This window comes from Pseudomonas sp. S31 (assembly GCF_016648105.1).
Classification (GTDB): Bacteria; Pseudomonadota; Gammaproteobacteria; order Pseudomonadales; family Pseudomonadaceae; genus Aquipseudomonas.
Genome location: NZ_JACVVE010000025.1, coordinates 23,084 through 50,080, shown reverse-complemented (window position 1 = coordinate 50,080; position 26,997 = coordinate 23,084). Strand labels below are relative to the sequence as shown.

Here is a 26,997-nt window from a genome sequence, read left to right as displayed (position 1 = left end):
CGTTTCGGTTGTGCGGATCAGATGCGCTGTTGCGCGACGGTCGAAACCGCTTTCATGCGCAGGCGCCTTTTGAAATAGATCGCCATTGCCGCGACTAGCACGGGGACGGTCAGAAGCGTGAAGATATCAGTGATCGTCAAACCCCAGGTGGTGATGACCGCCCCAGAACCCGCACCAAGAATCGCCCCCACCCGACCGATACCGAAGACCCAGCTGACCCCTGTCGCCCGGATCGGGGTTGGGTAGTGAGCCGCACCCAATGCGAAACACCCAGCGTTCGCGGACATCAGTACGTAACCCAGCAGGAATACCAACGTACCGACCATGGCAAACGAGCTGCTGAACAGGGCGATCAGCAACGTGAACACTGCGCAGCCCGCGAACATGATGCTTACGATCCGATTTGGCTCGTACCTGTCCATCTTCAGCCCCACGGTGAAATTACCGATGGCGCCGCCGACTTGCAGGATGATACCCAGCGTGACTGCCTGCGAGTAAGACATGCCGGCAGCACTGGCCGTGAGGGGCAGCCAGTTGCTCAGGAAGTACAGATGGAAGAAGCCCATGAACATCGCAAGCCAGATGGTCAAGGTGCCGATCCTGTAGTTACGGCTCAATAATGCTATCGGGCCACGGATCGTTGCCTCGCAGGTGCTTTGTTCACTGTTGATGAACTTCGTCGAAGCGCTGGCGCTACCAGGCATCAGTGCGTTGGTGGCGGCCACCAGGCGCTCGTGAGGCTGGTTGCGCTGGAGCCGGAATCGAAGCGACTCTGGGAGCCAGATGATGAGCGCCAATACCAGCACAAGAGGCAGCACACCTCCCGTGATGAATACGGCCCGCCAGCTGTGGAGCTGTATCAGGTGTTCGCTCACCAACCCACACAGAGCCCCACCCATACCGAAGCCGCACCACGCCGAGGTGACGAGGAGGGAGCGGCGGCGTAGCGGGGCGCATTCAGCCAGTAGCGTGGTGATGTTCGGCATCGTCGCACCTAGCCCGACGCCGGTGAGAAAGCGCGCTGCGGTGAGGGTGTGAAGGCCATTCATGAACGCACAGGTGATACAGAAGATGCCCACTGCGCACACGGCTGCGATGATGACCCAGCGCCTGCCGAAACGGTCCGCCAGGGGCCCTGCCAGGAGTGAGCCGATCGAGAGCCCGATGATGCCGCTCATCATCAAAGGGCCTAGATCGCCTCGGCCAATGCCCCAATCCTGGAGCAGGGCTGGGGCGATGAAGCCCATCATCATGGTGTCGAAGCCATCCAGCATCAGGATCAGGAGGCCGAGGACGATTACGGTCTTCTGTTGCCTTCCGATCGGACGGTCGTCCAGGAAGGTATGCACGTCCAGCACATTATTATTCATATTGTTGCACTCGCACGGCGTGTTAACGGGAAAGCGGGGCTCGCGCCCCACTGTCATTGGGCCATAGCACGTAGTTCTGCGGTGGCGATCTCATCGACTCGGCCTGAGCCGGCATCCACGACGGCGCGGTAGTGCTCCCGCGCAAAGGCCGCGCTCATCTTGTGATTCCAGACGTCCTGCCCGATGGCATCCAGTGGACGTTGCAGAGGGTCGCCGAAACCGCCGCCACCCGGCTGGGTGTGCGATACCACATCGTTCCGTGCAATGGTGATACCCACTTTGCTGGGCAATAATCGGGTTTCGTCGCCGTGTTGCAGTGCGTTGACCGCTGGGCTCGCCGGCAGGCCGCCTTGAAGGCCGTAGGGGCGGAATTTCATGCGGTCGGCGCGCAGCTGCAAGAGGACGTCATCGGCCAGTACGCGATAGCTGCGCATCACCCCCAGGCCGCCACGATAGCGACCGGCACCGAAACTATCGGGCACAAGCTCATAGGCCTCCACGCGCACGGGATGTTGCGCTTCGAGGGTTTCGACCGGCGTGTTGGACAGGTTCTGCGAAGCGTTGGTGATGGCTTCTACCCCGTCGGCATGCGGTCGCGCGCCCCAGGCGCCGCAGACCATGTCGACGATGATGTAGCCCTCGCCGTTGTCTTTCTTGCCAGACAGGCACACCACGGTATTGCCACCTTCACCTGCGGCCGGTATGTGATCAGGCACCACTTGCGCCAGTGCACCGAGCATGGTGTCGAATACCCGGTACCCGGTGAGTGCGCGTGCGGCGACCGCGGCCGGCTCGACCGGGTTCAGCACGGTCCCTTCAGGCACGTGTACCTCGACGCAGCGGAACAGCCCTTCGTTGTTCGGCACGTCGCCTTTGAGCGCACAACGCACGCTCAAATAGGTGCAGGACTTGGTGTAGGAGAGCGTGGAGTTGATCGCGGCCCGGACTTGTGGCGCGCTGCCTGTGTAGTCCACGCTCACATGGTCCTCGTGTACCGTGACCGCTACCCGCAGCGGGATCGGTTCTTCTGAAAGCCCATCGTCATCGATGAAGTCTTCGAACACGAATGTGCCTTTGGGCCATTGGCGGATTTCTTCGCGGGTCAGGCGTTCGGCGTAATCCAGCAGTTCGGCGAAGTAGAGGCGGCTCTCGTCGCGGCCATAGCGATCGAGCAGGCGGGTCAGTTCGCGGCTGCCGACCTGACAAGCCGCGTACTGGGCGCGCAGGTCGCCCAGCACACGGTCAGGGACGCGTACGTTCTGGGCGATGATGCGCTCCATGGTGTCGTTGATCTGGCCGGCTTCGTAAAGCTTGACCACCGGAATTCGCAGGCCTTCCTGGTAGATCTCGGTAGAGTCGCTGGCATTGGAGCCTGGAACGCGCCCCCCGACATCGGTGTGGTGGCAGATGACCACGCTGTAGCCTTCGATCTCGCCTTTATAAAAGAAGGGCGCGAACATGAAGATGTCCGGCAGGTGCATGCCACCTTGGTACGGATCGTTGACGATGACCGCATCGCCAGGCTGCAGGCTGTCGCCATAGCGGAGCTTGACCTGTGCCATCGCCTCGGGGATGGCGCCCAGGTGCAGGGCGATGGTCTTGGCCTGGGCGATCATTTGCCCGTGGCGGTCACAGATGGCTGCCGAGTAGTCCATCACATCCTTGACGATCTCGGAGCGGGCGGTGCGTAGCACGGTGTAAGCCACTTCGTCGACGATCGAATCCATGGCGTTCTTGACGACAGCGAAAGTGATGGGGTCGATGGCCTGGCTCATGCGCGGATCTCCTGGATGTCGATGGTGATGTTTCCGATGCTGTCGGCGTGCGCGCTGCAGCCTGGTGGAACAACGATGGTCGTGTCGTAGGACTCGATGATCAGTGGGCCTTGTACCGGGCTCAGGCCGATGCTCGCCCGAGGCATTACTGGGGTGGGCCGATGCGGCTGGTCGGCATCGAAGCTGACCAACCGCTCGCCCTGGGAGCCTTGCAGCGCGGTGGCGTCTACCTTGCAGTCGGCGAACTCCAGCCGATGCGCGCTGCGGCCACGGGCGCTGACGCGCAGGTTGACCAACTCCAGCGGCTCGTCGCTGTTGTAGCCGAAGGTCTGCAGGTACTGGGCGTTGAAGTCCTTGGCCAGTTGCTGCAGGGCAGGGCCGTCGATCTGCGAAGCACTCAGGGCTACAGTGAGTTCCGAACTTTGGCCCAGGTAACGGACATCTGCCGAATAGGCGATCTGGGCAGCGTCGGCGCTGTAGCCTTCGCTGGCCAGCACGGTGAAGCCCTGGTCGCCAAGGGCGATGGCTTCGCTCGAGAGGGCGACGAGGTCGCAGTGGGCGAAGGGCTTGAGGATCGCCTTGACGAAATTGTGCTCGGCATCGGCGGTGAGCATTCCGGCCGAGCAGAACACTCCGGCCATGATCGGCGCCACCACTCGGCGGATCCCCAGTAGGCGTGCCACGGCCACGGCGTGCAGCGGGCCGCCGCCACCGAATGCCATCATCGACATTTCTCGTGGATCCAGGCCGCGCTCGACGGTCACTGCGCGAATCGCCCGGGCCATGTTGACGTTGGCAAGGTGGCGGATACCGTGAGCGGCCTTGAGCAGGTCGAGTTGCAGGGGAGTGGCGATGTGTTCGGTCACCGCTTTTGCCGACAGCTGCGGCGATACCGGCAGGCTGCCGCCGGCCAGCGCGACCGGGTTGAGGTAGCCCAATACCATGTTGGCGTCGGTCACCGTCGGTTGTGCATTGCCTTTGTTGTAGCAGGCTGGACCTGGGTAGGATCCAGCCGACTCCGGGCCTACGCACAGCAGGCCACCGGCGTCGATCCAGGCGATCGAGCCCCCGCCGGCACCCACTTCGGCGATGTCGATGGCCGGGACTTTCAGCACGTAGCCGCCACCTTTGACGAAGCGGCTCGGGGCGCTGATGCCGTCGCGGAACTCATACTCGTTGGTCAACGAGGGTTGGTTGTCGACAACCAGCGCCGCCTTTGCGGTGGTGCCACCCATGTCGAAGATGATCTGGTTGCTATCACCAGCCAAAGCGCCAATCCGGGCTGCGCCGGTCACTCCGCCGGCAGGGCCGGAGGCGACCGCGAAGACCGGTTTTTCACTTGCCGAAGCGATGCCCATCATGCCCCCGTTGGAGGCCATCACCTGCAACGAGGCACGTACGCCCATCGCCTCGAGGTCCTGGCGCAGACGGGCCAGGTAGGTGCGCATGGCAGGGAGGATGTAGGCGTTGACCACCGTGGTACTGGTGCGCTCGTATTCTTTGATCTCCGGCAGAACCTCGAATGATGCACTGACCAGCACATGGGGGAAATGCTGCTGAAGCAGTTGCTTGGCACGACGCTCATGGCTCGGGTTGATGTAGCTGTTGATGAAGGCGATGGCGATTGCCGTCACCCCCTCGTCGATCAGCGACCGGGCTTCACGGATCAGCTGCGCTTCGTCCAGCGGCGTCACCACGTCGCCGGTGGCGCTCATGCGCTCTTGGATGCCCCGTCTCCAGCGGCGAGTCGCCAGCGGTTCTGGCTTGCTCCACGACAGGTCGAACATGGTGGGGGTACGGATCCGACCGATCTCCAGCACGTCGCGAAACCCAGCAGTGGTCAGGACGCCAGTCTTCGCACCGACTTTTTGCAGGATCGTGTTCGAGGCGGTGGTGGTGCCGTGCACGATTTCGGTGATGTCGCTTGGCTCGACGCCCGCCTGCTGCAAAAGCGTGCTCAGCCCTTGCACGATCGCTTCACCCAGGTTTTCCGGGGTCGTCGAGGTCTTGTTCACGAACAGGCGGCCATCCGGCATTGCAAGCACGACGTCTGTGAACGTGCCTCCGATGTCGCATCCTACCCGTACGCCTCTGCTGGTTCTTGTTGTTGATGCAGTGCTCATGATTGCTCCAGTCGCTGGGTTGATCATTGGTGCTAACTAACTGGACGTTCAGTTAGTTGGTGATAACCTAGGAGGTAATCCAGGCGGTGTCAACTCGGTACCAAACGAACCTCCCCAGCGGCACCCCCGCTGATACACTCGCCCTACGCGGCTAGAGAAAAGGCTTACAAGACGATGAAGACCAACGCCCAGGCAGCCCCCAAACCCAAGACCCGCAATGCTGCGGTCACGCGGGAGAACATCCTGAAGGTTGCGACCCGGGAGTTCGCCGAGCGCGGCTACGATGGCGCTAGCATCGAGGCAATCGTTCTGCGCTGCGAGATCAGCAAGAACCTGATCTATCACTATTTCGACAGCAAGGAGGGGCTGTTCATCGAGGTCATGGAGCGGGCGTATGGCGCCATGCGCGAGCGGCAAAATGGGCTGGTGCTTTCAGGGGATCCGGTAAGCGACATGCGCACGCTGGTGGAGAAGACCGTCCAGCATTTCATCGACCAGCCAGATTTTCATCTGCTGCTGTCGACCGAAAACCTGCACAAGGCCTCGCACATACAGAAATCCGCCGTGATTTCCCAAATGTTCAACCCATTGCGCGCTGCGCTTTCCGCAATCTTGCAACAGGGCAAGGACCAGGGCGTTTTTCGTCAGGATGCGGAGTGGGTGGACCTGTACGTCTCGATCTCGGGGCTGGGTGCCTACTTCATCACCAACCGCTACACGCTGTCGTATGTGCTGGGGGTCGACCTCAACTCACCCGAAAGAAAGGCCTCCCGGCTCAAGCATGCTGCGGATGTGGTGATGAGCTACCTGTGCGATTTGCGCTCAGACCGACCTTGAGCGGGCGGTAGCCGCAGCGGCAGACAGCTTTCATGGCGAATGTGCACGCGTCTGACTCAGGGCGTGCGACTACGCTCACCCTTGTTCTTTGCTGTGCGCAATCCTGACTTCATGTTTGTATGTTGTGTTGTACGCATGCGACAATTTGCCCTTTCGTAAACATTGGAAGGGAACAAAAGTGATGGAAGATGTCTTTCCTGGCCGATTGGGGCGCGCGTGGCTCGCGATCCTCGGTGCGATTATTTTGCTTGCCGGTGTGTATTTCATCGGTGGCGGTGGATGGCTTGCCTGGCTGGGCGGCAGCTGGTATTTCCTGATTGCAGGTGTGGTTCTCGTCGCTGCCGGTGGCCTGATCGTCCGCCGGCGGATGCTGGGGGTGCTCCTGATTGCCGTTGCGGTGGTGTACACCGGCGTCTGGGCAATCTGGGAAGTGGGCTTCAAGTTCTGGCCCCTGCTTTCGCGGTTCTTCGCCTTCGCGATCATCGGCGCTGCCGTCGCGTTCTCGATTCCGCTGTTCACCCGATCGCGTAAAGCACGCGTGACCGGTGTGGCCCTGGGGGCGGCGGCGTCGGTCGGCGTGGTGGTGACCGCAGTCAGTGCGTTCGAGCCCAAGAACATCATCCGCGATGCGCAATCGGTTGCTGCTGCGCAGCAAGTCAAACCCCAACTCTTGGAAAAGGAGCCGGGCGACTGGAAGGCGTGGGCAGGCGATACCCATGGTTCGCGCTTCTCGCACGTGGGTGACATCACCCCAGCCAACGTCAAGGACCTCCAGGTTGCCTGGACCGCGCACACTGGTGAGGCCGTCGTACCTGGTGTGGGCGATGCCGAAGATCAGAACACTCCGCTCCAGGTGGGCGACAGCCTGTATGTCTGCACGACCTACAGCACGGTGATCTCTTTCAACATCGACACGGGCAAGGAGAACTGGCGCTACGCCGCAGGCAAGGGCAACTCCACCTACCAGCGTTGCCGCGGCATGGGCTATTTCGATGCCACGACCGCCAAGCAAGTCGCCGATGTGCCGGGTGTGGCTGCCGACGCCGCCATGGACACGACGGTCAGCCCGCAGCGCCTGATCTTCCCGACGGGGGATGGCCGCCTGATGGCCCTCGACGCCCATACCGGCAAGCCGGTGGCCAACTTTGGTGACAACGGTACCGTCGACCTCAAGGCCGGCATGGGCGAAGTCAAGCCTGGCTACTACCAGCAGTCGTCCACCCCATTGGTGGCGGGCAACCTGATCATCGTGGGTGGCCGGGTCATCGACAACTTCGAAACCGGCGAGCCACCAGGAGTGGTACGTGCTTACGACGCGGTCACCGGCACCCTGGTGTGGGCATGGGATCCGGGTAACCCGAACGTGACCCGTGAACCGCTGTCGCCGGAAGGTTACACCCGTGGCACCCCGAATGTCTGGGTCGCGGCCTCCTATGACGCTGAGCTGGGCATGGTCTACCTGCCAACCGGCAATGCCACCCCTGACTTCTGGGCGGGTTTTCGTACCGAGGCCGACGATAAGTACGGTTCGTCGATCGTCGCGGTCAATGTGGCCACTGGTCGTCCAGTCTGGTCGTTCCAGACCGTCCACCACGACATCTGGGACTTCGACGTCACCGGTCAGCCGTTGATCTACGACATCACCAACGATGACGGCTCGGTGTCCAAGGCCCTGTCGGTCACTTCGAAAACCGGCATGATCTATCTGCTGGACCGTACCAATGGCAAGCCGCTGGCCGACATCGAGGAGCGTCCGGTGCCGCAGGGTAACCTGCCGGGTGAGCGTTATTCGCCGACCCAACCATACTCGGTGGGCATGCCGAGCATCGGTAACGAAGTGCTCAAGGAAGCGGACATGTGGGGTGCGACCCCATTCGACCAATTGATGTGCCGCATCATCTTCAAGTCGAGCCGTTATGACGGCGTCTTCACGCCGCCGGGCGAAGACTGGGCGATCCAGTATCCAGGTTCGCTGGGGGGCATGAACTGGGGCGGCGTGTCGGTGGACCCGACCACCAACCTGATGTTCATCAATGACCTGCGCCTGGGGCTGCACTACAACATGGTGCCGGCCAAGGACATTCCGCCGGGTACTGGCAGCAGCGAGGGCATGGGCATCATCGTGCAGAAGGGCACGCCGTTCGGTACCTGGCGCGAGCGCTTCATGTCACCGCTGGGCGTACCGTGCCAGGCACCGCCATTCGGCACACTGTCGGCCGTCAACCTGAAGACCCACAAGCTGGTCTGGCAGGTTCCGGTGGGGACCGTCCAGGACACCGGCCCGCTGGGTATCGCTACCGGCCTGAAGCTGCCACTGGGCATGCCGACCCTCGGCCCGTCCCTGGCCACCAAGTCTGGCCTGCTGTTCTTCGCCGGCACCCAGGACTTCTATCTGCGTGCCTACAACAGCCGCACCGGTGAAGAGGTCTGGAAGTCGCGTCTGCCGGTGGGCAGCCAGAGCGGCCCGATCACCTATCGCTCGCAGAAGACCGGCAAGCAATACGTGGTCATCTTCGCAGGTGGCTCGCCGCACTCCGACAAGCGTGGCGACAGCGTGATCGCGTACGCGCTGCCATAAACTATCTCGACCTCGCTGAGGAAGCGGCCCAGGTTCGGTATGCCACCGACCTGGGCCTTTTTGTTGAAGCCTGCTCAGGCCACTGCCTGGGCACCGGTGATCTCCACGAGCGACCCGCACATGAACGCCGCCTCGGCGGACGCCAGGAAAGCGACCAACGCCGCTACCTCTTCGGGTTTGCCGATCCTTCCCAGCGGCACCATCCGGTCAAGATCCGCGATGGTACGCCCAGAGCGAAGCACGCCGGCCTCGAGCATCGGTGTATGAATCTCTCCGGGGCAAACGGCATTAACCCGAATGTTGTGAGGCGCATAATCGCGTGCCAGGTTCTGGGTGAATGAGGCCACTGCGGCCTTGGTGACGTTGTAGGCGATGTGGCCGGGCGCAGGGTGCAGCCCCCATTGCGAGGCAGTATTGACGATAGCCCCGGCACCTGCCTCGATCATCACAGGCAACACTGCCCGGCACAGGTGGAACATCGAGTCGACGTTGACCGCGAAACTGCTGTGCCAGTCATCTTCACTCAGCGCAAGCAAGTTCCCCCGGCGGTTGATGCCGGCATTGTTGATCAGCACATCGATCTGGCCGAACTGCGCCATCACCTCCTCGACCAATCCGCGACAGGCCTCGCCATTAGCGATATCAGCCGCAATGGCCAGCGCCTCATGCCCCTCGGAGCGCAGGCCCTGGGCCACCGTCTGGGCTGCTTGCAGATTGACGTCGCTGACGATCACCCTGGCCCCTTCGTGGGCGAAGCGTGCTGCGATTGCAGAACCGATACCGCCGGCGGCGCCGGTGACGAGGACGACCTTGTTGGCAAACCTGTTCATTGGATGACGAACCCCGCGTGTTGTTGTGAAAGAGATGGCGCGATGACACTCATGAATATCATGTGTGCAGATATGTATGCAATACTATGCGCGCGGCTCATCGATGGAGCAGAGGTGGGGCAAGCGGCACCGAGAGGGTGTTCTTCAAGGCGTGCGCAAACCGCCACGCCAACATATGGAAAGGCTAAGGAAGAAGATGCATTACGGTTGCATCATGCGATCGATGCTGCGGCCCAGACCAAGAGATGGAGGGCCGCATCTTCTGCGGATGTGTCAGCCGACCGACATGCGCGCAGTCAGGTTTTGCTGCATGTAGTCCAGGAAGCGGCGCTGGAACAGCATGGTGTGTTCGTGAGCGGCGGCTTCCGCGGCATCGGCGTCACGCGAGGCAATGGCCTGGATGATTTCATCATGGTCACGCCCCAACCGATGCGCGCTGGCCGAACTGACGACGTGATCGAAATGCAGGTGCAGCAACCTTTGGCCTTCGCCGAGCAGCCGCTCATAGTAATTGATGAAGTAAGGGTTGCGCCCGGCATGGGCAATGGCCATGTGGAACGCTTTGTTGAGTTCGGACATCGCCTGGAAATCACCCGTGGTCACGGCGTTCAGGTAGGCCGCATCGGCGTCCCGGATGGCCTGCAGGTCTTCGGCTCTGTGCTGGGTGGCCGCCAGGCGTGTGACCGCGCGCTGGATCAGATCCAAGGCTGAAACGTAGTTGGGGAATTCCTCGATCTCGAAGGGGGTTACCAGTGTCGTACGGTTCGGCAGTATCACCACCAGGCCTTCGGTGATCAGCCGTGCCAAGGCATCGCGCACGGGTGAGCGCGAGAGCCCGAATTGTGCCGCCAGGGAGACCTCATCGAGTTGCACCCCAGGCTTGAGCTTGAGGGTGAGGATCTGCTTGCGCAGTTCCTCGTAGATGTAGCGTCCGCTGTGCCGACGAGGGCCGCTTTCGGTGTCAGTATCTTTTGCCATCATCAGGTCTCGGTTGGTCTGGCCCGTATCATACAGGCCAGGCCTGATTGATGATCAGTCTCTGCTGATCAGGTTTCGCTCCAGCATGGCGGAGGAGGGGGGGCAAGGTCAAACGGACATCGTGCAAGCGCCTGGCGGCGAAAACCGCTGGAATGAAACCCAGGATTCACTGCCCCAATGTTCCCATGGGGGCGCTATGCCCGGCGCAGGCCGAGCACAGGGTGGCGACGTCACTGACTCAGACCGACGCCCCAGGTATCGCTGAGCATGAAGCCAGCCGAGAGTGGATCGTCCGGGTCCACGCCCAACTGCTGCAGCCCGTACAGCCATGCGCGTCCGGTTACTCGCGGCAGTACCGCCGGCTTGCCAGCAACGTCGGTGTGGCCCAGCAAGGCTACCTGGAACTGCCCGCCGATGGTCGAGCGCGACACCAGGTGATCGCCTTCGTGTACCAGCCCTCGCGCCGCCAGGGTGGCCAGGTTGGCTGAGCTGCCGGTACCGCAGGGCGATCGATCGACCCGCCCCGGTGGCAGGGTGGTGCAGGTCTGGTAGGTGCGATCGTCCAGGCGGTTGCGGAACATCACATAGGCCACTTCGTTCACCGAAGGGAGCAACGGGTGCTGGATGTCCAGCTGCCGATTTATCACATCCTTCAATGCCACCCCGGCGTCGGCCAGGGCGCGGGCATTTTCCGGAGCGATCGAAAGGCCGGTCTGTGCCACGTCGATCAAGGCGTAATAGACACCGCCAAAGGCTACATCGATGTTGATCGTGCCGAAGGCTTCGGTTTCGATGGCAAGGTCCAGGTGCTCGACGAAGGCCGGCACCATGTCCAGCGACACGCTCAGGCAGCGACCGTCCGCGCACTGGGCGCGGGCAGTGACCAGGCCCGCCGGGGTGTCCAGCACCACCGTGGTTTCCGGCTCCTGCATCGGCACCATGCCGAGCTCCAGCAGCGCGGTCACCACGCAGATGCAGTTGCTGCCGGACATCGGATGGGCCTTGTCGGCCTGCAACACGATAAAGCCAGCATGCGCTTCCGGGCGGGTAGGCGGCAGCAGCAGGTTCACCGACATCTGCAGGCAACCGCGTGGCTCCAGGGTGACCAGGCGACGCAGGCTGTCGTCGACTTCGTTGATGTAGTTCATCTTGTCGAGCATGGTGGCACCCGGGACGCCGATGACGCCCCCGGTGATGACCTTGCCGATTTCGCCTTCGCAGTGCACTTCAGCCAGCTGAAGCGTCTGTTTCCAACGCATGGCTAATACCTCACTTGATGTACCAGCCCCAAGGCTGTTCGCTGTCGTAGCGGGTGATCTGTTTGGTTTCCAGGTAGTTGTTCAGGCCCCATTCGCCCAGCTCGCGGCCAATACCACTGGTCTTGTAGCCGCCCCACGGCGCTTCGGTGAAGGTCGGCTGCGAGCAGTTGATCCAGACGATACCTGCGCGGAACTTGCGGGCAACACGCTCGCAGCGCTCCAGGTCTTGGGACATCACGGCGGCGCCCAGGCCAAAGCGCGAGTTGTTGGCCGACTTGATCGCTTCTTCCTCGGTGTCGAAGGGGCGGATGCACACCACCGGACCGAAGATTTCCTCGTTCCAGATCCAGCTGTCTTCCGGTACGTCGGCGAATACGGTCGGTTGCAGATAGAAGCCTTTGTCCAGGTGTGCAGGGCGTTCGCCGCCGCAGACCAGGCGGGCCCCTGCTTCCAGGCCGCTGGCGATGGCGCGCAGGGTACCGTCGTATTGGCTCTGGTTGACCAGTGGGCCCAGCAGCACGCCCTCTTGCATGCCGTTGCCGATCTTGATCTTACGGGTTTCTTCGGCCAGGCGGGCGAGCAACGGCTCATAAGCCGAGCGCTCGACCAGCACGCGCGAGGTGGCCGAGCACACTTCGCCCTTGTTCCAGAAGATACCGAACATGATCCACTCGACAGCCTTTTCGATATCACTGTCGGCGAAGATCACGAACGGCGACTTGCCGCCCAGCTCCAGGGTCACGTTCTTGATGTCCTGGGCGGCGGCTTGCATGATGCGGCTACCGACCGGGACGCTGCCGGTGAAGGCCAGCTTGTCGACGCCTGGATGGGCGGTCAATGCAGCGCCGACCTTGGAGCCTGGGCCGGTGACGATGTTCAGCACACCGGCAGGCAGGCCGGCTTCGTCGGCGATGCGTGCCAGCTCCAGCGCGGTCAGCGAGGTTTGCTCGGCGGGCTTGAGAATGATGCTGCAACCTGCCGCCAGCGCCGGGGCGATCTTCCACGAAGCCATCAGCATCGGGAAGTTCCACGGTACGATGGCACCGGCAACGCCAATCGGCTCCTTGCGGGCGATGGAGTTGAAACGGTCGTCGGACAGGGTCACATCCTTCTCGCGATTGCGGTCCAGTTCCTCGGCCAGGTAGGCGTAGTATTCGAAGCAGCCGGCGGTATCACCGATGTCCCACATGGCTTCCGGGAATGGTTTGCCGTTGTCGCGTACTTCCAGCTCGGCCAGTTCTTCCTGGCGGGCACGGATACCGTCGGCAATCTTGCGCAGGTAGGCGCCACGTTCGGCACCGCTCAGGCGCGGCCATGGCCCCTCGTCGAATGCAGCCCGGGCCGCTTTCACGGCAACATCAATATCTTCGGCGCAGCCGGATGCCACGGTGGTGATCAAGCTTTCATCGCTTGGGTCGAAAGATTCGAAGCTGCCGCCATTGATCGGGCTGACCCATTGGCCATTGATGTAGAACTGGTCGTAACGGTTCATGCTGTACCTCCAATAAGGGCGAAGCGTCGGGCGCTGAATGCAGTCAGGTTTTGTGCAGGCGTACGGTGGGCGACCAGGTCCGCGACCAGGCGGCCAGTAGTGGCGCCCAAGGTCAGGCCGAGCTGACCGTGGCCGAAGGCCATGATCACGTTGTTCAGGCGAGGGGAGCGGTCGATCACCGGCTTGGTATCGGGCAGGAATGGTCGGTAGCCGACACCGAACTCCATCCCCTGGGTGTTGAGTTGCGGCAGTACACGGCGGGCCTTTTCCATGATGATTTCGGCGCGCTTGAAGTTCGGCTCGGCGCCAGGGGCGGCGAACTCGATGGTGCCGCCAATCTGCAGGCCACGGGTCATTGGGGCGAAGCAGAAACCGCCGTCGGCGTAGATTACCGAGTGGCGGATTTCCACCTCAGGCTGGGGCAGCACTGCCTGGTAACCGGCGATGCCGGCCAATGGGATGTTCACCCCGAGACTGTCGAAGAAGGGGCGAGCACCGGTACCGGCGGCGACGACCACGTGATCAGCGGGGAGGCGTGTGCCATCGGCCAGGGTCACACCGCTGGCGCGGTCATGGTTCTCGTCGATCCTCACGGCGCTCTGGCGCACGCGAGTGCCGCCCTGGCTGACGAAGCTTGCAGTAAGCGCGGCGATGAACCCTTCGGTGTCGCTGACGGCGCGCCAGTCAGGGAACATCAGGCCATGCTGGAACTTGCCCGCCAGGGCCGGCTCCAGATCGCCGATGGCGGCGCCGTCCAGTTCTTCGGACTTGAAGCCCAGCTGCTTGCGCAGTTCCAGGTGCGGGCGCTCGTGGGCCAGGCCTGCTGGCGAGTCGAACACTTCAAGGATAGGGCGGTCGCCCAACAAGGTTTTGTCCGGGCAGGCATCCAGCAGCGGGGCGTAGTCGGTATAGACGTGTTGGGTCAGGCGTGCCATGTCCTCAGCGATCTCATGGATCTTCGACGAACGTGCGCAGGCCAGAAAACGCAGGAACCACGGCAGGATGCCCGGCAGCGCGCTCGGGCGCAGTGCCAGGGGGCCTTTCTGGTCCAGCAGCCAGCCCGGGATCTTCATCAGGATGCCCGGCTTGGACAGTGGAATGACTTCACTGACCGCCATCTGACCGCAACTCCACTTGGCGGTACTGTCGCCCGGTGCGGCGGGGTCGATGAGCGTGACCTTGTGGCCTTCGCGCTGCAGGTACAGCGCGCAGCAGACACCGACGATACCGCCGCCGATGACTACGGCGTTCTGCGATGACGATTGTGGGGTGTTCATGGGTCTATCTCGTATCAAGAGAGGGTGCGAGGGGGCCGCGTGGCGGCCCCGTGTAGCATTACTGCTGGGTTGCTTCGAACGCCTTGCGGAACTCGGTTTTTTCTTCATCGGTCAGTGGCAGCAGCGGGGCGCGGGCATTGCCGACCTTGAAGCCGGCCAGCTCGGCGCCGTACTTGACCTTCTGCACGAACTTGCCGCTTTCCAGGTTGGCCATGGCCGGGAACAGGCTGCGCATGATCTGCTGGGCGCCACGGATGTCGCCGCTGGTGAAGGCCTTGTGGAAGGCCACGACCTTCTCCGGGAAGATGTTGGCCGGGCCGCAGATCCAGCTGTCGGCGCCCCACAGGTAGAAGTCCAGGGCCTGGTCGTCGGAACCGCAGGACAGCTGGATGCCTTTGTATTTTTCACCGATTTCGATGGCGCGCAACAGGTTGCCGCTGCTTTCCTTGATGCCGATCACGCGTGGATGCTCATGCAGTGCAGCGATCACGTCCAGGCCAACTTCGACGTTGGTGCGAACTGGGTAGTTGTAGAGCACCACGTTGATTTCAGGGAAGGTCTCAAGGATGGTGTTGTAGTGGGCCAGCAACTCTTCCTGGGACGGCAGCGCGTAGTAAGGCGGGGCGATCAGCAGGTTGGTGTAGCCGGCATCGACGGTTTGCTTGATCTGCTCCAGCACTTCGCGGGTGCACGAGCCGTTGGCGCCGGCGATCAGGGTGCCACGGTCACCGACCACTTCCTTGACGGTGGCCAGGATCTGGCGGCGCTCGTCGTTGGCCAGTGCGTAGTACTCCCCGGTCGAGCCCAGTGGGACGAAACCGCTCACACCAGCCTTGAGCTGATGTTCCAGGATTGACGCCAGGGTGTCGTGGTCGACTTTGCCGGCGGCGTCGAAGGGGGTGACCAGGGCGGGCAGGATGCCTTTGAGTTTCATGTTGTTCTCTCCTAGGGGTGGTATGAATCAGTAGGCGAAGCGACGCAGCAGGCGCCCTTCGACCACGCCGACCAGACGGGTCAGCGGAAATGCGACAAGGAAGTAGATGACCGCGACTGCCGAGAGGAACTCGACGGGCCGCGCCGTGCTGTTGGAAATGTTCTGGCCGACGAACATCAGGTCCGCGACACCGACCGAGGAGATCAGCGCGCTCTCCTTGAACAGGCTGACCACGTTCGACAGCAACGGTGGCACTGCACGCAGCAACGCCTGTGGGAAGATCACGTAGAGCACCTTGACCTTCGAGGTCAGGCCCAGCGCTGTGCAGGCGTCATGCTGTTCGCTGGCGATCGACTTGAGTGCGCCGCGGAAGGTCTCGCTGGTGATGGCGCCCATGTACAGGGTCAGGGCGATCAGCACCGACACATAGGGCGCAATGTCCAGGCCGAATACCACCGGGAAGCAGAAGAACACCCAGAACAACTGGATCAGCAGTGGCGTGCCGCGGAAGAATTCCACGTACAGGGTCAGAGGCAGGCGCACCAGCTTGGACTTCACCTGGCGCAGCATGCTGACCACGAAGCCGAGAAGGCTACCCAGCAGAGCGCAGACGCCGGTGAAGGCCAGGGTCAGGGCGAGGCCTTTGAGCAACACTGGCCAATAGCCCAGAACAACCGAGAAATCGAGTGGCATGGTGGGCTCCTCAGCGTTGGCCGGCCAGGTCCTGGCGCCGCTCGAACCACTGCACCAGCTGCGCGATCGGCAGCGACAGGGCGAAGTAGATCAAGGCGATCAGGGTGTAGGTTTCGAGGGGGCGGTAGGCCTCTGTGGCGAGGCTCTTGCCGACGTACATCAGGTCGGCGACCGCCACGATGGCCACCAGCGCGCTCTGCTGCAGGGTGCCGATCCCGTTGGTGATCAGTACGGGCAAGGCGCTGCGCAGCGACTGCGGGAGGATCACATAGACCGTCCGTTGCCAGTTCTTCAGGCCGAGCGCGATCGAGGCGTCCAGATGCTCGCGGGGCACGGCTTGAACCCCGGCCCGATAGGCTTCGGCGTTGAAGGCCGTGAGGTTCAGGCCCAGTGCCAGGAAGCCCATGGCGATCGGGTCGATGAACACATCGAACAGCATCGGCACGCAGTAGAAGAACCAGACGATCTGCAGCAGCGCCGGCGTGCAGCGGAAAAACTCGATGAAAAGCTGTGCCGGCCAGCGGATGAAGAACCAGCGGCTGAGGGTCATCAGGCACAGCAGGAAGCCGCAGGTCAGGCCGATCAGGTTCGAGACCAGGGCCAGTTCCAGCGTCACCTTGAGCCCCTCGAGCAACGCCGGAAGGCTGCCGTTCAGGAAGTGAAAGTCGAATTGGTAGTTCATGGCGCTGCCCTCAATCGAACTGCACGACCTTTTCGAGAAACTCGCGGGTGCGGGCCTCGCGAGGCTGGGTGAAGATCTGCTCGGGCGGGCCCTGCTCGACGACTTTACCGTTGGCGCAGAACACCACGCGGGTGGCGATATGGCGGGCGAAGTGCATGTCGTGGGTGACGATGATCATGGCCATCTTCTGCTCGGCCAGCTGCATCATCACGTTCTGCACTTCGATGACCATCTCTGGGTCCAGTGCCGAGGTGACCTCGTCGAACAGCATCAGGCGCGGCTCAAGCATCAAGGCCCTGGCAATCGCCACGCGCTGCTTCTGGCCACCGGACAGTTGGCTCGGGTAGGCGTGCAGCTTGCTCTCCAGGCCAAGGCGAGCCAGGTAGGCTCGGGCTTTTTCGGTGGCATCGGCCTTGCCCAGGCCATGGACCTTCATCGGAGCCAGGATCAGGTTGCCCAGTACCGACAGGTGAGGGAACAAGGTGTAGTGCTGGAACACCATGCCTATCTGCTTGTGCAAGGTTTCGTCCAGCGGCTTGCCGTGTTTACGGCTACCGTCGATATACGGCTTGCCTTGGAACTGAATGCTGCCGCCCTGGATGCCTTCCAGACCCATCAGCACGCGCAGCAGCGAACTCTTGCCGCTTCCCGACGGGCCGATGATCACCAGCCGGTCATCGGCACGCATGTCCAGGTTCATGCCATCCATGACGACCAGTTGCTCGGAATAGGCCTTGCGTACGCTCTGTAGCTGGATGAATCGCTCGCCCTGAGCGAAGTTCGAGGTGAGCGAAGCCTGTGGCTGGGAAGCCACCAAATGGGGAGTGGTCATTACAGTGTCTCCGCGAAGGCGCCCTTGCCCAGGGCCTTCGGCATGTCAGCAGGAGTTACTGGGCTTTTTGGCCCGCAATGATCTCGGCGGAGGCTTTGTCCACCAGCTTGTCGATCTCGCCAGACTCGCGGCGCTGCGTCAGGTAGGCATCCAGTTCAGCCAGGTCTTGGACAGGGGTTTGCAGCGCGAGGGCAAAGGACACACCTTGTTTGGCCAGGGCAGGTACCGGGAGTACCTCGTTGGCCCACTCGTTGGCCATGGCGAACAGGTGATTGGTGTCGTTGGCGTCGGCGAGGATGTCGGCGCGCCTGGACATCAACGCCATGCGGGTTTCGTCGGAGCCAGGCAGGCGCATGAGGGTGGCATGCTCGATGGCGGCCGAAACGGCTTTGTCGGCGGCGGTACCGGAGATCACGGCAATCGTGACACCAGGCTTGTCGTACTCCGCCAGGCTGTTGCCAGCGCCGCTGAACTTGGGGTTCTTGCGGTTGACGAGGAGCGAGATCTGATAGTCGGTAGCAGGCACTGAAAACGCGACCGCTTTGGCACGCTCGGGCGTTTTGTTCAGCGCCATGGCCATGTCCCATTTGCCGCTCTGCAGCCCGGCCACCTGGTTGTCCCAGCTGGTGTCGACGAACTGTGCTTTTACCTTCAGCACGTTCTCGGCGAAATCGCGACACAGGTCGACGAAGAATCCACTGTACTGGCCGCTGGCGGGGTCGCGCATGACATACGGAGCGGCTATCGCTGCTCCGCAACGCAGCACGCCTGCTTGCTGCACGTTTTTCCAGGTCTGTGTTTCGGCGTGGGCCGTGGTCTGGAGCAGCAGCGTGAGCGCTGCGGTAAGGCCACCGATATTGGCGACTTTGCGTAGGAGGAGCCGTGCCATTTCAAATCTCTCCGGTGAGTTGTTCTTGTAGACAGAAGAGCAAGCGAAAAAACGAGTGTTGTATTTATTTGGATGCTGAGTTGTGTGCAGCAATGCATTCAGGCTATTGCGAGACCCGCCTGCGTGTCAACACGCCCCAAATAATTTTTTGACGTAAAAAAGCCTTCGATCACTGTTCAAATGATCGAAGGCTCAAGGCTCGGCCGGGGGAAGGCTGGCGGCTAGGCGGAGTTGCCAGTCAGCTGCAAGGCGTTGATGAAACGCTCGAGGATGAGGTTCTGCCGGCGCCCCTTGCGAGTGGCGATCGCCAGCTTGGAATCGAAATGCAGCCGACCGGGATCGAGGGGCGTCATCAATCCCCTGTCGACCCAGGTGGCGGCGTAGTGATCGGGCAGGAAGCCGATATAGCTGCCGGTGAGGATGAGAAACGCAATACCCTCACGATCGGTTGCCGAGGCGGCCACATTCAGCAACTGGTGCAAGCCAATCGCTTCGGCGGTCATGCGATATGCGGGGATGACGGCATCTGCCTGGGCCAGTTGGTCGTCCGATACTGTGGCGGCGCAGGCGAACAGCGGGTGTTCGTGGCTGCAATACAGGTTGGACCTTTCCTCGTACAGCAGGCTGTAGTCCAGGCCCGACAGTGGTGTTATCAAAGGCAGGGCGCCGACATGCAGGCGGCCATCGAGCAGGCCGCGCTCGATCTCCCCGGGGGTGCTCATGCTCAGGTTGATGCGCACGCCACTGCCTTCGGCGCGCACGGCCTTGAGAGCATGGGTGATACGCATCTTCGGCTGCGTCACCAGATTGTTGACGATGGCTACATTCAGGTCGCCGCGCAGTTGCTGGTGCATCTGGTTGACTTCGCTGCGAAATCCTTCGATGGCAACCAGTACCGTCTCACTCGCACGCAACACCTCGCGGCCTTCGTCAGTCAGCGCGAAGCCGGCCCGGCCGCGCTGGCACAGGCGCATGCCCAGGCGCTTCTCCAGATCACCCATGTGCAGGCTGATCGCCGAGCGCGTGATACCCAATACACTCTCAGCCCCGGAAAAGCTGCCGCACTCTGCCACAGTCTTGAAAACCCGGAGCAACCTCAAATCGAAATCACTGACTTGGTGCAAGGGTATTTTTTTTATCATGCGTGAGTAATCCGATAACCAAGATAAAGAAGATAAAGATTTAACGCACATTACGGTTCGGTTCAAGCTAGGGCATGACCATTCAGTTCGGATCACATTCAAGAATCAGGCGCTACAACGCATCAACTGAACCACTGCCCCTGCCAGGGCGCTTCTACATGTACATGCAGCTTGTGACCAAGCTTTGAGGAACCAAGATGAGCACTATCAAGCACTTGATCCACGGCGAACACGTCGCGGACGAAGCCCGCACCACCGACGTCTTCAATCCTTCCACGGGCCAGGCGATCCACAAGCTTGGCCTGGCGAGCCGTGCCACGGTGCTAAAGGCCATCGAGTCCGCCCAGGCTGCATTCCCGGCCTGGCGTAACACCCCACCAGCCAAGCGCGCTCAGGTGATGTTCCGTTTCAAGCAACTGCTGGAGGCGAACCAGCAGCGTATCGCGCAACTGATCAGCGAAGAGCACGGCAAGACCCTCGAAGACGCCGAGGGTGAGCTCAAGCGTGGCATCGAGAACGTCGAGTTCGCCTGCGCAGCTCCTGAGATCCTCAAGGGTGAGTACAGCCGCAACGTCGGCCCGAACATCGACGCCTGGAGCGACCTGCAGCCGATTGGCGTGGTCGCCGGTATCACCCCGTTCAACTTCCCGGCCATGGTGCCGCTGTGGATGTATCCACTGGCGATCGCCTGCGGTAACTGCTTCATCCTCAAACCTTCGGAGCGCGACCCAAGCTCCACCCTGCTGATTGCCGAACTGTTGCATGAAGCCGGCCTGCCCAAAGGCGTACTGAACGTCGTGCAGGGTGACAAGGAAGCGGTCGATGCGCTGATCGAGGCGCCGCAAGTCAAAGCCCTGAGCTTCGTCGGTTCGACCCCGATCGCCGAGTACATCTATGCCGAGGGCACCAAGCGCGGCAAGCGCGTCCAGGCCCTGGGTGGCGCCAAGAACCATGCGGTGCTGATGCCAGACGCCGAGCTGGACAATGCCGTCAGCGCGCTGATGGGCGCTGCCTACGGTTCATGTGGCGAGCGGTGCATGGCGATCTCCGTGGCGGTGTGCGTCGGCGACCAGGTGGCCGATGCCCTGATCGCCAGGCTCGAGCCCCAGATCAAGGCGCTGAAGATCGGTGCCGGCACCTCCTGCGGCCTGGACATGGGCCCGTTGGTCACTGCTGCCGCACGTGACAAAGTGCTGGGCTACATCGATGACGGCGTGGCAGCGGGCGCCAAGGTGGTGGTCGACGGTCGTGGCTTCAAGGTGGCGGGCAACGAAGACGGCTATTTCGTGGGCGGAACCTTGTTCGACCACGTAACCCCGGAAATGCGGATCTACAAGGAAGAGATCTTTGGCCCAGTGCTGTGCGTCGTGCGTGTCGACAGCCTGGAACGAGCCATCAAGCTGATCAACGAGCATGAGTACGGCAACGGCACCTGCATCTTTACCCGCGATGGGGAATCGGCGCGGTTGTTCTGCGACGAGATCGAAGTGGGCATGGTTGGCGTGAACGTACCGCTGCCGGTACCGGTCAGCTATCACAGCTTCGGTGGCTGGAAGCGTTCGCTGTTCGGCGATCTGCACGCCTATGGCCCGGATGGCGTGCGCTTTTACACCCGCAAGAAGGCCATCACCCAACGTTGGCCCAAGCGTACCAGCCATGAGGCGGCGCAGTTCGCGTTCCCAAGCAACAGCTGAATACGCGCAGTGTTCGAGCGGTAGCGTCATCGACTGTTCTGACGGAGAAAGCGATGACGCTGCCGCTCCCCCCCCCCGGGGGGCTACCTGAGCTCCTGGAACCCGTAAATTCTCACCATTTGTCGAAGGCCCTGGCTGGAGACCTCGCCGCCATCCCAGGCGGCATTTCTTTATCCATGGGATATACGCGTCAATCGAAGAGGCCGACGAGCATCATGGCAATTACCAACCAATACGTAAAAGACCTGGACCGCGAGTACGTCTTTCATTCCTGGTCCACCCAAGGCACGCTCAACCCGCTGGTCATTGCAGGCGGCGAGGGGTGCACGGTGTGGGACTACGAGGGCAAGCGCTATCTGGACTTTTCCAGCCAGCTGGTCAATACCAACCTTGGACACCAGCACCCGGCGGTAGTCGCGGCGATCCAGGAGCAAGCCGCAACGCTCACCACCATCGCCCCTGCCACTGCCAACCTGATGCGTGGCGAAGCGGCCAAACGCATCATCGAGCAGGCGCCGAAGGGCTTCAAGAAAGTGTTCTTCACCAACGGCGGCGCAGATGCCAACGAAAACGCCATTCGCATGGCTCGGCTGTTCACTGGGCGCGATAAGGTGCTGTCATCGTACCGCTCCTACCATGGCAACACCGGCTCGGCGATCGTCGCTACCGGCGATTCGCGTCGTGTACCCAATGAGTATGCTCGCGGCCACGTGCATTTCTTCACCCCGTACCTGTACCGCAGCGAGTTCAGCGCGCAGAACGAGGCCGAGGAAACCGAACGCGCCCTGCGCCACCTGCGCCGTATCATCGAGAGCGAAGGTTCGGCTTCGATCGCAGCGATCTTGCTGGAAAGCCTGCCAGGTACCGCCGGTATCCTGATGCCGTCTGCCGCTTACATCCAAGGCGTTCGCGCGCTGGCGGACGAGTTCGGCATCCTGCTGATCCTCGACGAAGTGATGTCTGGTTTTGGTCGTACCGGTAAATGGTTCGCCCTGGAGCATTATGATGTGGTGCCGGACCTGATCACTTTCGCCAAAGGGGTCAACTCCGGGTACGTGCCTGTCGGTGGCGTGATCATCTCGGAACAGCTCTCGAGCTACTTCGACATCCACTTCTTCCCTGGTGGCCTGACCTATTCCGGACACCCGCTCGCGATGGCCTCGATCGTCGCATCGATCGATGCGATGCGCAGCGAGCGAGTGGTGGAAAACGCACTGGAAATTGGCAGTAACGTGCTGGGGCCGGGGCTGCGCGAGCTGCAGCAGCGGCACTCCGCGATCGGTGAAGTGCGCGGCGCTGGCGTGTTCTGGGCGTTGGAATTGGTCAGCGACAAGGGTACCCGCGCGCCGCTGGCTGCGGACAAGATGCAGGCCTTGAAGGCCAAGCTTCTGGACAGCGGGCTGCTGCCGTTCATCGTCGAGAACCGCATTCACGTGGTACCACCTTGTGTCGTCAATGCGCAGGAAGTCGAAGCAGGTATCGCGCTTCTGGATGAAGCGATTGGCTCCCTGTTGGGCTGATCGATTTGCAGGAGTCTGCTTGAGCGTGAGACAAGGCCGCCTGTAACAGGCGGCCTTTTGCTGTGTTCAGGTATTGGCGGTGGCTTTTTTTCGGGGGTAGGGGTCAGGCCGCTGCTCTCTTGGCGAGTTGCGCCGCAGCGCCGCGGTGGGATTTCCTTGCAGTCAACAAGCCGAGGCAAATGATGACGATGGTCAGCAGGCCGGTGGCGGTGATTTCCGTGCGATAGGCCGGAATGAAGAACATGCTCAGCAGCGCGCCACTGATGAACGCGATCACCAGCCAGGTCAGCCAGGGGAACAACCACATGCGCAACGTCACGGGAGCGCCGCTGGCCTGTAGTTTCTTGCGCAGGCACAGCTGCGACACCGCAATGACCAGGTAGACCAGAAGTGCCACGGCGCCGGAGGTTGCCAGCAGGAAAGCGAAGACGCTGTGTGGGGCGAAGTAGTTGATGAAGGTGGCCACCACGCCCAGCACCGTGGTCGAGGCCACGGCTGCACGGGGGACTTTGGCCAATGTGGTGCGGCCAAGGAAAGCCGGTGCATCACCCCGCTGCGCCAGCGAATAGAGCATGCGCGAGCCGGTATAGACTTGCGAGTTCATGCAACTGGCGACGGCCACCAGTACCACGATGTCCATCACCAGCTTGGCGTTGGGGATCTGCAGGATCTCCAGCGCTCGCTGGAACGAGCCGACTTCAGGCAAGCGTGGGTCATTCCACGGCACTATCGAGAGAATCAAGGCGATCGACAGCAGGTAGAACACGCAGATGCGCCACACCACCGAGTTGGTCGCGCGAGTGATCTGACGGGCAGGGTCCTTGGATTCAGCCGCAGCGATGGTCACCACTTCGGCACCGATGAAGCTGAACATGGTGGTGAGCATGGCTCCGATGATCGCCTGCATGCCATTGGGTGCAAAGCCCCCGTGTTCTGCCAGCAAACGCTGCATTCCGCTGACCGGACGATCCGGCAGCAACCCCAGCAGTGCTGCGCTACACAGGGCGATGAAGGCGATAATTGCGAGGATCTTCAGCAGGCCGAACCAGAATTCGAACTCGCCATAGCGGGCCACGCTGAAAAAATTCGATGCGGTTACCAGCACGATGACCGCAGAAGCGAACATCCAGGTGTCTATCGCTGGCATCCAGGCGTTGAGAATATTGGCGGCGGCAATCGCCTCCAGAGGAATGGCCAGCACCCAGAACCACCAATAGAGCCAACCGATAGTGAAACCCGCCCAGCGGCCGATGGCGCGATCGGCGTAGGTGGAGAACGAACCGGTGTCCGGGGATGCCACCGCCATCTCACCAAGCATGCGCATGACCAGCACTACCAGGGCGCCGGTGCAGGTGTAAGCGAGAAGGGCGGCAGGGCCTGCCTTGGCGATAGCGTGCCCGGAGAAGACGAACAGCCCTGCGCCTATGACGCCGGCGATCGACAGCATGGTGACATGGGGCTGCTTGAGGCCAGGTGCAAGTGATGTATTGGACATGAAAGAACTCATTAATTGTTGTTGGAGCGTTCTAAATCCGTAACGCACGAAGAGTCCCCTGGATGTACCAAGCGGGCATCCAGCGGGTGAACTGTCAGCGTTCTAGTGCCGGAACGGGCAATCCGTGGCGAGCGAGAGCCCGGTACGGTCATGGCCGAGCAACCTGCAAAGTGCGTCGACGATGATCTGGTGGTCCTGGCGGTCGGGCAGTCCGGAAACCGTCACGCTGCCAATTACCCCGGCACCTTTGACGATGAGCGGGAAACCGCCGCCCACACTGGCGTACATCGCAGGCGACAGATGATAGCGCTGGGCGATGTCCTGTTTGTCCAAGGCCAGTTGGTAGCGGATCCGGTAAGAGCTGCGCAGGAAACGGTGGACGGTACGCTGCTTGCGCTCGACCCAGCCAAGATTGTCTGCGGTGACGCCAGGCTGGGCTGCGAAGAAGAGCGGGCGGTCGAAGCGCTGGATGGCGATCACCAGCGGCCAGGATTGGTCCGCCGCTTGCTCGTAGAGGTGGCTGCCCAATTGCCAGGCAATGGTTTCGTCGAACCGTGGAAACTGAAGTGTTTCTTCTTGGCGGATCAGTACCGCCAACTCGTCTGTGAGGCTCATCGGAGTGCTCCTTCGGACAGCTTGAAGGCCTGTATGGAATCCAGAATCTTCAACAGGTTGGCGCCATTTAATGGTGAGTTAAATCCATTTTCTCTCACGTACAGATGCTGATTTTCTTTCGTAAGATTTGTCTGGTGTGTCGCCATCTTTCGTTTCAAGGGATTTTATCGAACGGTCATTGACAGCATTGAGCTTCATTCATAATGTGAGTGCAAGCATGCACACAAAATAGCATGCATTACGATGTCGCACCTTCCTGCCAACAACAATGACTATCAGTGAGGTTGAAAATGGTTTTCTCCATCCAGTCCACGCTCAAAACCCTTGTGATCGGTACTGGTCTGTGCGGCGCGCTTCTCGCCCATCCTCCGGCCCGGGCTGCTGAAGCCATGCTATGGCAGGACGTGCAAAAGGCCGGTGTTCTGCGATGTGGCGCCGCCGTCGCCGCGCCTTACGTAATGCGCGATGCCAAGACGGGTGACTACAGTGGTTATTTCGTCGACCTTTGCCGGGATTTCGGCGAGAAGGTACTGAAGGTCAAGGTCAGCTTCGTCGACACCAATTGGGACAATCTGGTGGCCGGCCTGCAAAGCAGCAAATGGGACCTGGCCATGGCGCTGAACCAGACGCCGGAGCGGGCGTTGGCGGTGGCGTTCAGCGTGCCTGCGACGGACTATCAGGTCTCGTTGCTGGTGAACAAGAACAACCCCAAGGTCGCGGATGCCAAAGACGAGATCGCAGCGCTGGACAAACCCGAGGTCACCTTCGCCGTGATGTCCGGTACCGCGCAGGACAAGGCCATTTCCTCGGTAGTGCGCAACGGCAAGATCATGCGCTTGCCGGGTATGGACGAGGCCCGATTGGCTGTCATGTCCAAACGCGCCGACGTGCTGGTGGATGCCAGCGACACCAACCACCTTTTCGCCCTCGCCAACCCCGACTGGACTCGGGAAATCCTGCCCAAGCCTGCACTGGCCAAGCAAGGCGTCGCCTTCGGTTTACGCCGCGATATCGCTGCCGCCGACTTGGAGGCGCTGAACATTTACCTGCGCCAACGCCGTGATGCCGGTGAGATCCAGCAATTGGTCGACAAGGCCTCGGTCGAGGCCAACTCGGCGAAGTGACATGATTACCCGGCCGCTCATCCAGGATGAGCGGCCTTCGATGATGTTGAACGAAGGAAAATGAGGACAACAGATGAGTGACCCGACGCGCCCCCTGGCAGGTCAAACGGTTCTGGTAACCGGAGCATCCGGTGGCATCGGTGCTGCCATCGTCGAGCGGCTGGCCGCCGAAGGCGCCCGCCCGGTGATTCACTACAGCCGCGATGCGCAGGGCTCGCAACAGCTGCTGGAACGCATTGGCGGGCAAGGTTGGATCGTGCAGGCAGACCTGAGCCAGGAGAGTGGTCCCGAGCACCTGTGGCAAGCGGCACTGGACATCTGCGGCGGGCGGATTCATGGGCTGGTGAACAACGCAGGCATCCGCACGGAGATACCGCTGGAAGCACCCTCGGCACGATGGCGCGAGGCGTGGCGGCGCGAGTTTCAAGTCAATTTCTTCGCCGCCGCTGACTTGTGCCGAGAAGCGGTCACGCATTACCGGGCTCACGGTGGGGGGCGCATCATCAACATGGCCAGCCGTGCGGCGCAACGTGGCTACGCCGCTGACGCCTTGCCCTATGGCTCGAGCAAGGCGGCGCTGATCAACCTGACCAAGTCCCTTGCGCGCAGCGTGGCAGGCGATGGGGTAGTGGCCGTGGCTATCGCCCCAGGCTGGGTACGTACGGACATGGCCGAACAGTTCGTTGCACAGCATGGCGAAGCGGCTGCCGTTTCTGACATCCCCGTAGGTCGAATGGCCAGCCCGGCCGAGATCGCCGAGCTGGTGGCCTTCACGCTGCGTCCATCCCAAGCCTCGCTCAATGGGGCTACCTTGGACGTCAACGGCGGCAGCTACATCCGCTGACCGACTCGGCTCGG

The 26,997-nt window shown here is 61.6% G+C and carries 22 protein-coding genes; 6 read left to right on the top strand and 16 right to left on the bottom strand.

What is annotated here, in order from left to right:
- Nucleotides 1–17: 17 nt before the first annotated feature.
- The 3 genes from IAE37_RS18345 to IAE37_RS18335 are packed head-to-tail and all read right to left on the bottom strand — an operon-like array spanning nt 18 to nt 5,268.
- Nucleotides 18–1,370 carry an MFS transporter gene (locus IAE37_RS18345; RefSeq protein ID WP_201175794.1) on the bottom strand — a complete coding sequence of 451 codons (1,353 nt, stop codon included), beginning with the start codon at nt 1,368–1,370 and terminating at the stop codon, nt 18–20.
- Nucleotides 1,371–1,423: 53 nt separating this feature from the next.
- The gene (locus tag IAE37_RS18340) at nt 1,424–3,145 is read right to left on the bottom strand and encodes a hydantoinase B/oxoprolinase family protein (protein ID WP_201175792.1); all 1,722 of its coding nucleotides are present in this window, start codon (nt 3,143–3,145) and stop codon (nt 1,424–1,426) included.
- A complete protein-coding gene (locus IAE37_RS18335) occupies nt 3,142–5,268 on the bottom strand; it encodes a hydantoinase/oxoprolinase family protein (protein ID WP_268933332.1) in 2,127 nt (708 codons plus the stop codon). The genes IAE37_RS18340 and IAE37_RS18335 overlap by 4 nt, the downstream gene beginning before the upstream one ends.
- A 174-nt stretch (nt 5,269–5,442) precedes the next feature.
- On the opposite strand from IAE37_RS18335, the gene IAE37_RS18330 reads away from it, so the two are divergent.
- Together IAE37_RS18330 and IAE37_RS18325 are read left to right on the top strand one after the other, a co-directional pair.
- Entirely contained in the window at nt 5,443–6,105 is a 663-nt protein-coding gene (locus IAE37_RS18330) for a TetR/AcrR family transcriptional regulator (protein WP_201175788.1), read from the top strand.
- 181 nt (nt 6,106–6,286) lie between these two features.
- Nucleotides 6,287–8,683, top strand: a complete 2,397-nt coding sequence (locus tag IAE37_RS18325) for a membrane-bound PQQ-dependent dehydrogenase, glucose/quinate/shikimate family (RefSeq protein ID WP_201175787.1) — start codon at nt 6,287–6,289, stop codon at nt 8,681–8,683.
- 74 nt (nt 8,684–8,757) lie between these two features.
- Here the strand turns inward: IAE37_RS18325 and IAE37_RS18320 are convergent, their stop codons facing one another.
- The 11 genes from IAE37_RS18320 to IAE37_RS18270 all read right to left on the bottom strand — a co-directional run bounded on the left by IAE37_RS18320 (nt 8,758) and on the right by IAE37_RS18270 (nt 19,691).
- On the bottom strand, nt 8,758–9,513 hold the full coding sequence (locus IAE37_RS18320) for an SDR family NAD(P)-dependent oxidoreductase (RefSeq protein WP_201175785.1): 756 nt from the start codon (nt 9,511–9,513) through the stop codon (nt 8,758–8,760).
- A gap of 273 nt (nt 9,514–9,786) precedes the next feature.
- The gene (locus tag IAE37_RS18315) at nt 9,787–10,491 is read right to left on the bottom strand and encodes a GntR family transcriptional regulator (protein ID WP_236410043.1); all 705 of its coding nucleotides are present in this window, start codon (nt 10,489–10,491) and stop codon (nt 9,787–9,789) included.
- A 230-nt stretch (nt 10,492–10,721) separates the two neighbouring features.
- Nucleotides 10,722–11,750, bottom strand: coding sequence for a proline racemase family protein (locus IAE37_RS18310; protein ID WP_201175782.1), 1,029 nt, complete (start codon nt 11,748–11,750; stop codon nt 10,722–10,724).
- A gap of 10 nt (nt 11,751–11,760) precedes the next feature.
- Nucleotides 11,761–13,242, bottom strand: a complete 1,482-nt coding sequence (locus IAE37_RS18305) for an aldehyde dehydrogenase family protein (RefSeq protein WP_201175781.1) — start codon at nt 13,240–13,242, stop codon at nt 11,761–11,763.
- Nucleotides 13,239–14,519: an NAD(P)/FAD-dependent oxidoreductase gene (locus tag IAE37_RS18300; RefSeq protein ID WP_201175780.1), complete on the bottom strand. Its 1,281-nt coding sequence runs from the start codon at nt 14,517–14,519 to the stop codon at nt 13,239–13,241. The genes IAE37_RS18305 and IAE37_RS18300 overlap by 4 nt, the downstream gene beginning before the upstream one ends.
- Nucleotides 14,520–14,577: 58 nt before the next feature.
- Nucleotides 14,578–15,453 carry a dihydrodipicolinate synthase family protein gene (locus IAE37_RS18295; protein WP_201175779.1) on the bottom strand — a complete coding sequence of 292 codons (876 nt, stop codon included), beginning with the start codon at nt 15,451–15,453 and terminating at the stop codon, nt 14,578–14,580.
- Between the two features lie 27 nt (nt 15,454–15,480).
- Complete coding sequence (locus tag IAE37_RS18290) at nt 15,481–16,146, bottom strand: amino acid ABC transporter permease (protein WP_201175778.1); 666 nt, start codon at nt 16,144–16,146, stop codon at nt 15,481–15,483.
- Nucleotides 16,147–16,156: 10 nt separating this feature from the next.
- Nucleotides 16,157–16,828, bottom strand: a complete 672-nt coding sequence (locus IAE37_RS18285) for an amino acid ABC transporter permease (protein WP_201175777.1) — start codon at nt 16,826–16,828, stop codon at nt 16,157–16,159.
- 10 nt (nt 16,829–16,838) lie between these two features.
- Nucleotides 16,839–17,660 (bottom strand): amino acid ABC transporter ATP-binding protein, encoded by an 822-nt coding sequence (locus IAE37_RS18280; protein ID WP_201175775.1) that lies wholly within the window; start codon nt 17,658–17,660, stop codon nt 16,839–16,841.
- Nucleotides 17,661–17,715: 55 nt separating this feature from the next.
- Complete coding sequence (locus IAE37_RS18275; protein WP_201175773.1) at nt 17,716–18,549, bottom strand: substrate-binding periplasmic protein; 834 nt, start codon at nt 18,547–18,549, stop codon at nt 17,716–17,718.
- A 221-nt stretch (nt 18,550–18,770) separates the two neighbouring features.
- Nucleotides 18,771–19,691, bottom strand: coding sequence for a LysR family transcriptional regulator (locus tag IAE37_RS18270; RefSeq protein WP_201175869.1), 921 nt, complete (start codon nt 19,689–19,691; stop codon nt 18,771–18,773).
- Nucleotides 19,692–19,888: 197 nt separating this feature from the next.
- Between IAE37_RS18270 and IAE37_RS18265 the strand changes: the two genes are divergently transcribed.
- Both IAE37_RS18265 and IAE37_RS18260 read left to right on the top strand, forming a co-directional pair.
- The gene (locus IAE37_RS18265) at nt 19,889–21,385 is read left to right on the top strand and encodes a CoA-acylating methylmalonate-semialdehyde dehydrogenase (protein WP_201175771.1); all 1,497 of its coding nucleotides are present in this window, start codon (nt 19,889–19,891) and stop codon (nt 21,383–21,385) included.
- Nucleotides 21,386–21,600: 215 nt separating this feature from the next.
- Nucleotides 21,601–22,905 (top strand): aspartate aminotransferase family protein, encoded by a 1,305-nt coding sequence (locus IAE37_RS18260; RefSeq protein ID WP_201175769.1) that lies wholly within the window; start codon nt 21,601–21,603, stop codon nt 22,903–22,905.
- Between the two features lie 103 nt (nt 22,906–23,008).
- On the opposite strand, the gene gabP is transcribed toward IAE37_RS18260, so the two are convergent.
- Both gabP and IAE37_RS18250 read right to left on the bottom strand, forming a co-directional pair.
- Nucleotides 23,009–24,400, bottom strand: coding sequence for a GABA permease (gene gabP / locus IAE37_RS18255; protein WP_201175767.1), 1,392 nt, complete (start codon nt 24,398–24,400; stop codon nt 23,009–23,011).
- Between the two features lie 102 nt (nt 24,401–24,502).
- On the bottom strand, nt 24,503–25,015 hold the full coding sequence (locus tag IAE37_RS18250; protein WP_201175765.1) for a heme-degrading domain-containing protein: 513 nt from the start codon (nt 25,013–25,015) through the stop codon (nt 24,503–24,505).
- Nucleotides 25,016–25,305: 290 nt separating this feature from the next.
- Between IAE37_RS18250 and IAE37_RS18245 the strand changes: the two genes are divergently transcribed.
- Complete coding sequence (locus IAE37_RS18245; RefSeq protein WP_201175764.1) at nt 25,306–26,139, top strand: transporter substrate-binding domain-containing protein; 834 nt, start codon at nt 25,306–25,308, stop codon at nt 26,137–26,139.
- A gap of 73 nt (nt 26,140–26,212) precedes the next feature.
- The gene (locus IAE37_RS18240; protein WP_201175762.1) at nt 26,213–26,983 is read left to right on the top strand and encodes an SDR family NAD(P)-dependent oxidoreductase; all 771 of its coding nucleotides are present in this window, start codon (nt 26,213–26,215) and stop codon (nt 26,981–26,983) included.
- The last annotated feature ends 14 nt before the right edge of the window (nt 26,984–26,997 follow it).

Excerpts from the sequence above, each read along its gene's own strand:
- IAE37_RS18320 (WP_201175785.1), bottom strand. The coding sequence starts at position 9,513 with ATGAACAGGTTTGCCAACAAGGTCGTCCTCGTCACCGGCGCCGCCGGC.
- IAE37_RS18240 (WP_201175762.1), top strand. The coding sequence starts at position 26,213 with ATGAGTGACCCGACGCGCCCCCTGGCAGGTCAAACGGTTCTGGTAACC.
- IAE37_RS18305 (WP_201175781.1), bottom strand. The coding sequence starts at position 13,242 with ATGAACCGTTACGACCAGTTCTACATCAATGGCCAATGGGTCAGCCCG.
- IAE37_RS18335 (WP_268933332.1), bottom strand. The coding sequence starts at position 5,268 with ATGAGCACTGCATCAACAACAAGAACCAGCAGAGGCGTACGGGTAGGA.
- IAE37_RS18315 (WP_236410043.1), bottom strand. The coding sequence starts at position 10,491 with ATGGCAAAAGATACTGACACCGAAAGCGGCCCTCGTCGGCACAGCGGA.
- IAE37_RS18345 (WP_201175794.1), bottom strand. The coding sequence starts at position 1,370 with ATGAATAATAATGTGCTGGACGTGCATACCTTCCTGGACGACCGTCCG.
- IAE37_RS18260 (WP_201175769.1), top strand. The coding sequence starts at position 21,601 with ATGGCAATTACCAACCAATACGTAAAAGACCTGGACCGCGAGTACGTC.
- IAE37_RS18270 (WP_201175869.1), bottom strand. The coding sequence starts at position 19,691 with ATGATAAAAAAAATACCCTTGCACCAAGTCAGTGATTTCGATTTGAGG.
- IAE37_RS18285 (WP_201175777.1), bottom strand. The coding sequence starts at position 16,828 with ATGAACTACCAATTCGACTTTCACTTCCTGAACGGCAGCCTTCCGGCG.
- IAE37_RS18310 (WP_201175782.1), bottom strand. The coding sequence starts at position 11,750 with ATGCGTTGGAAACAGACGCTTCAGCTGGCTGAAGTGCACTGCGAAGGC.
- IAE37_RS18280 (WP_201175775.1), bottom strand. The coding sequence starts at position 17,660 with ATGACCACTCCCCATTTGGTGGCTTCCCAGCCACAGGCTTCGCTCACC.
- IAE37_RS18290 (WP_201175778.1), bottom strand. The coding sequence starts at position 16,146 with ATGCCACTCGATTTCTCGGTTGTTCTGGGCTATTGGCCAGTGTTGCTC.
- gabP (WP_201175767.1), bottom strand. The coding sequence starts at position 24,400 with ATGTCCAATACATCACTTGCACCTGGCCTCAAGCAGCCCCATGTCACC.
- IAE37_RS18275 (WP_201175773.1), bottom strand. The coding sequence starts at position 18,549 with ATGGCACGGCTCCTCCTACGCAAAGTCGCCAATATCGGTGGCCTTACC.
- IAE37_RS18325 (WP_201175787.1), top strand. The coding sequence starts at position 6,287 with ATGGAAGATGTCTTTCCTGGCCGATTGGGGCGCGCGTGGCTCGCGATC.
- IAE37_RS18330 (WP_201175788.1), top strand. The coding sequence starts at position 5,443 with ATGAAGACCAACGCCCAGGCAGCCCCCAAACCCAAGACCCGCAATGCT.
- IAE37_RS18300 (WP_201175780.1), bottom strand. The coding sequence starts at position 14,519 with ATGAACACCCCACAATCGTCATCGCAGAACGCCGTAGTCATCGGCGGC.
- IAE37_RS18250 (WP_201175765.1), bottom strand. The coding sequence starts at position 25,015 with ATGAGCCTCACAGACGAGTTGGCGGTACTGATCCGCCAAGAAGAAACA.
- IAE37_RS18340 (WP_201175792.1), bottom strand. The coding sequence starts at position 3,145 with ATGAGCCAGGCCATCGACCCCATCACTTTCGCTGTCGTCAAGAACGCC.
- IAE37_RS18265 (WP_201175771.1), top strand. The coding sequence starts at position 19,889 with ATGAGCACTATCAAGCACTTGATCCACGGCGAACACGTCGCGGACGAA.
- IAE37_RS18245 (WP_201175764.1), top strand. The coding sequence starts at position 25,306 with ATGGTTTTCTCCATCCAGTCCACGCTCAAAACCCTTGTGATCGGTACT.
- IAE37_RS18295 (WP_201175779.1), bottom strand. The coding sequence starts at position 15,453 with ATGAAACTCAAAGGCATCCTGCCCGCCCTGGTCACCCCCTTCGACGCC.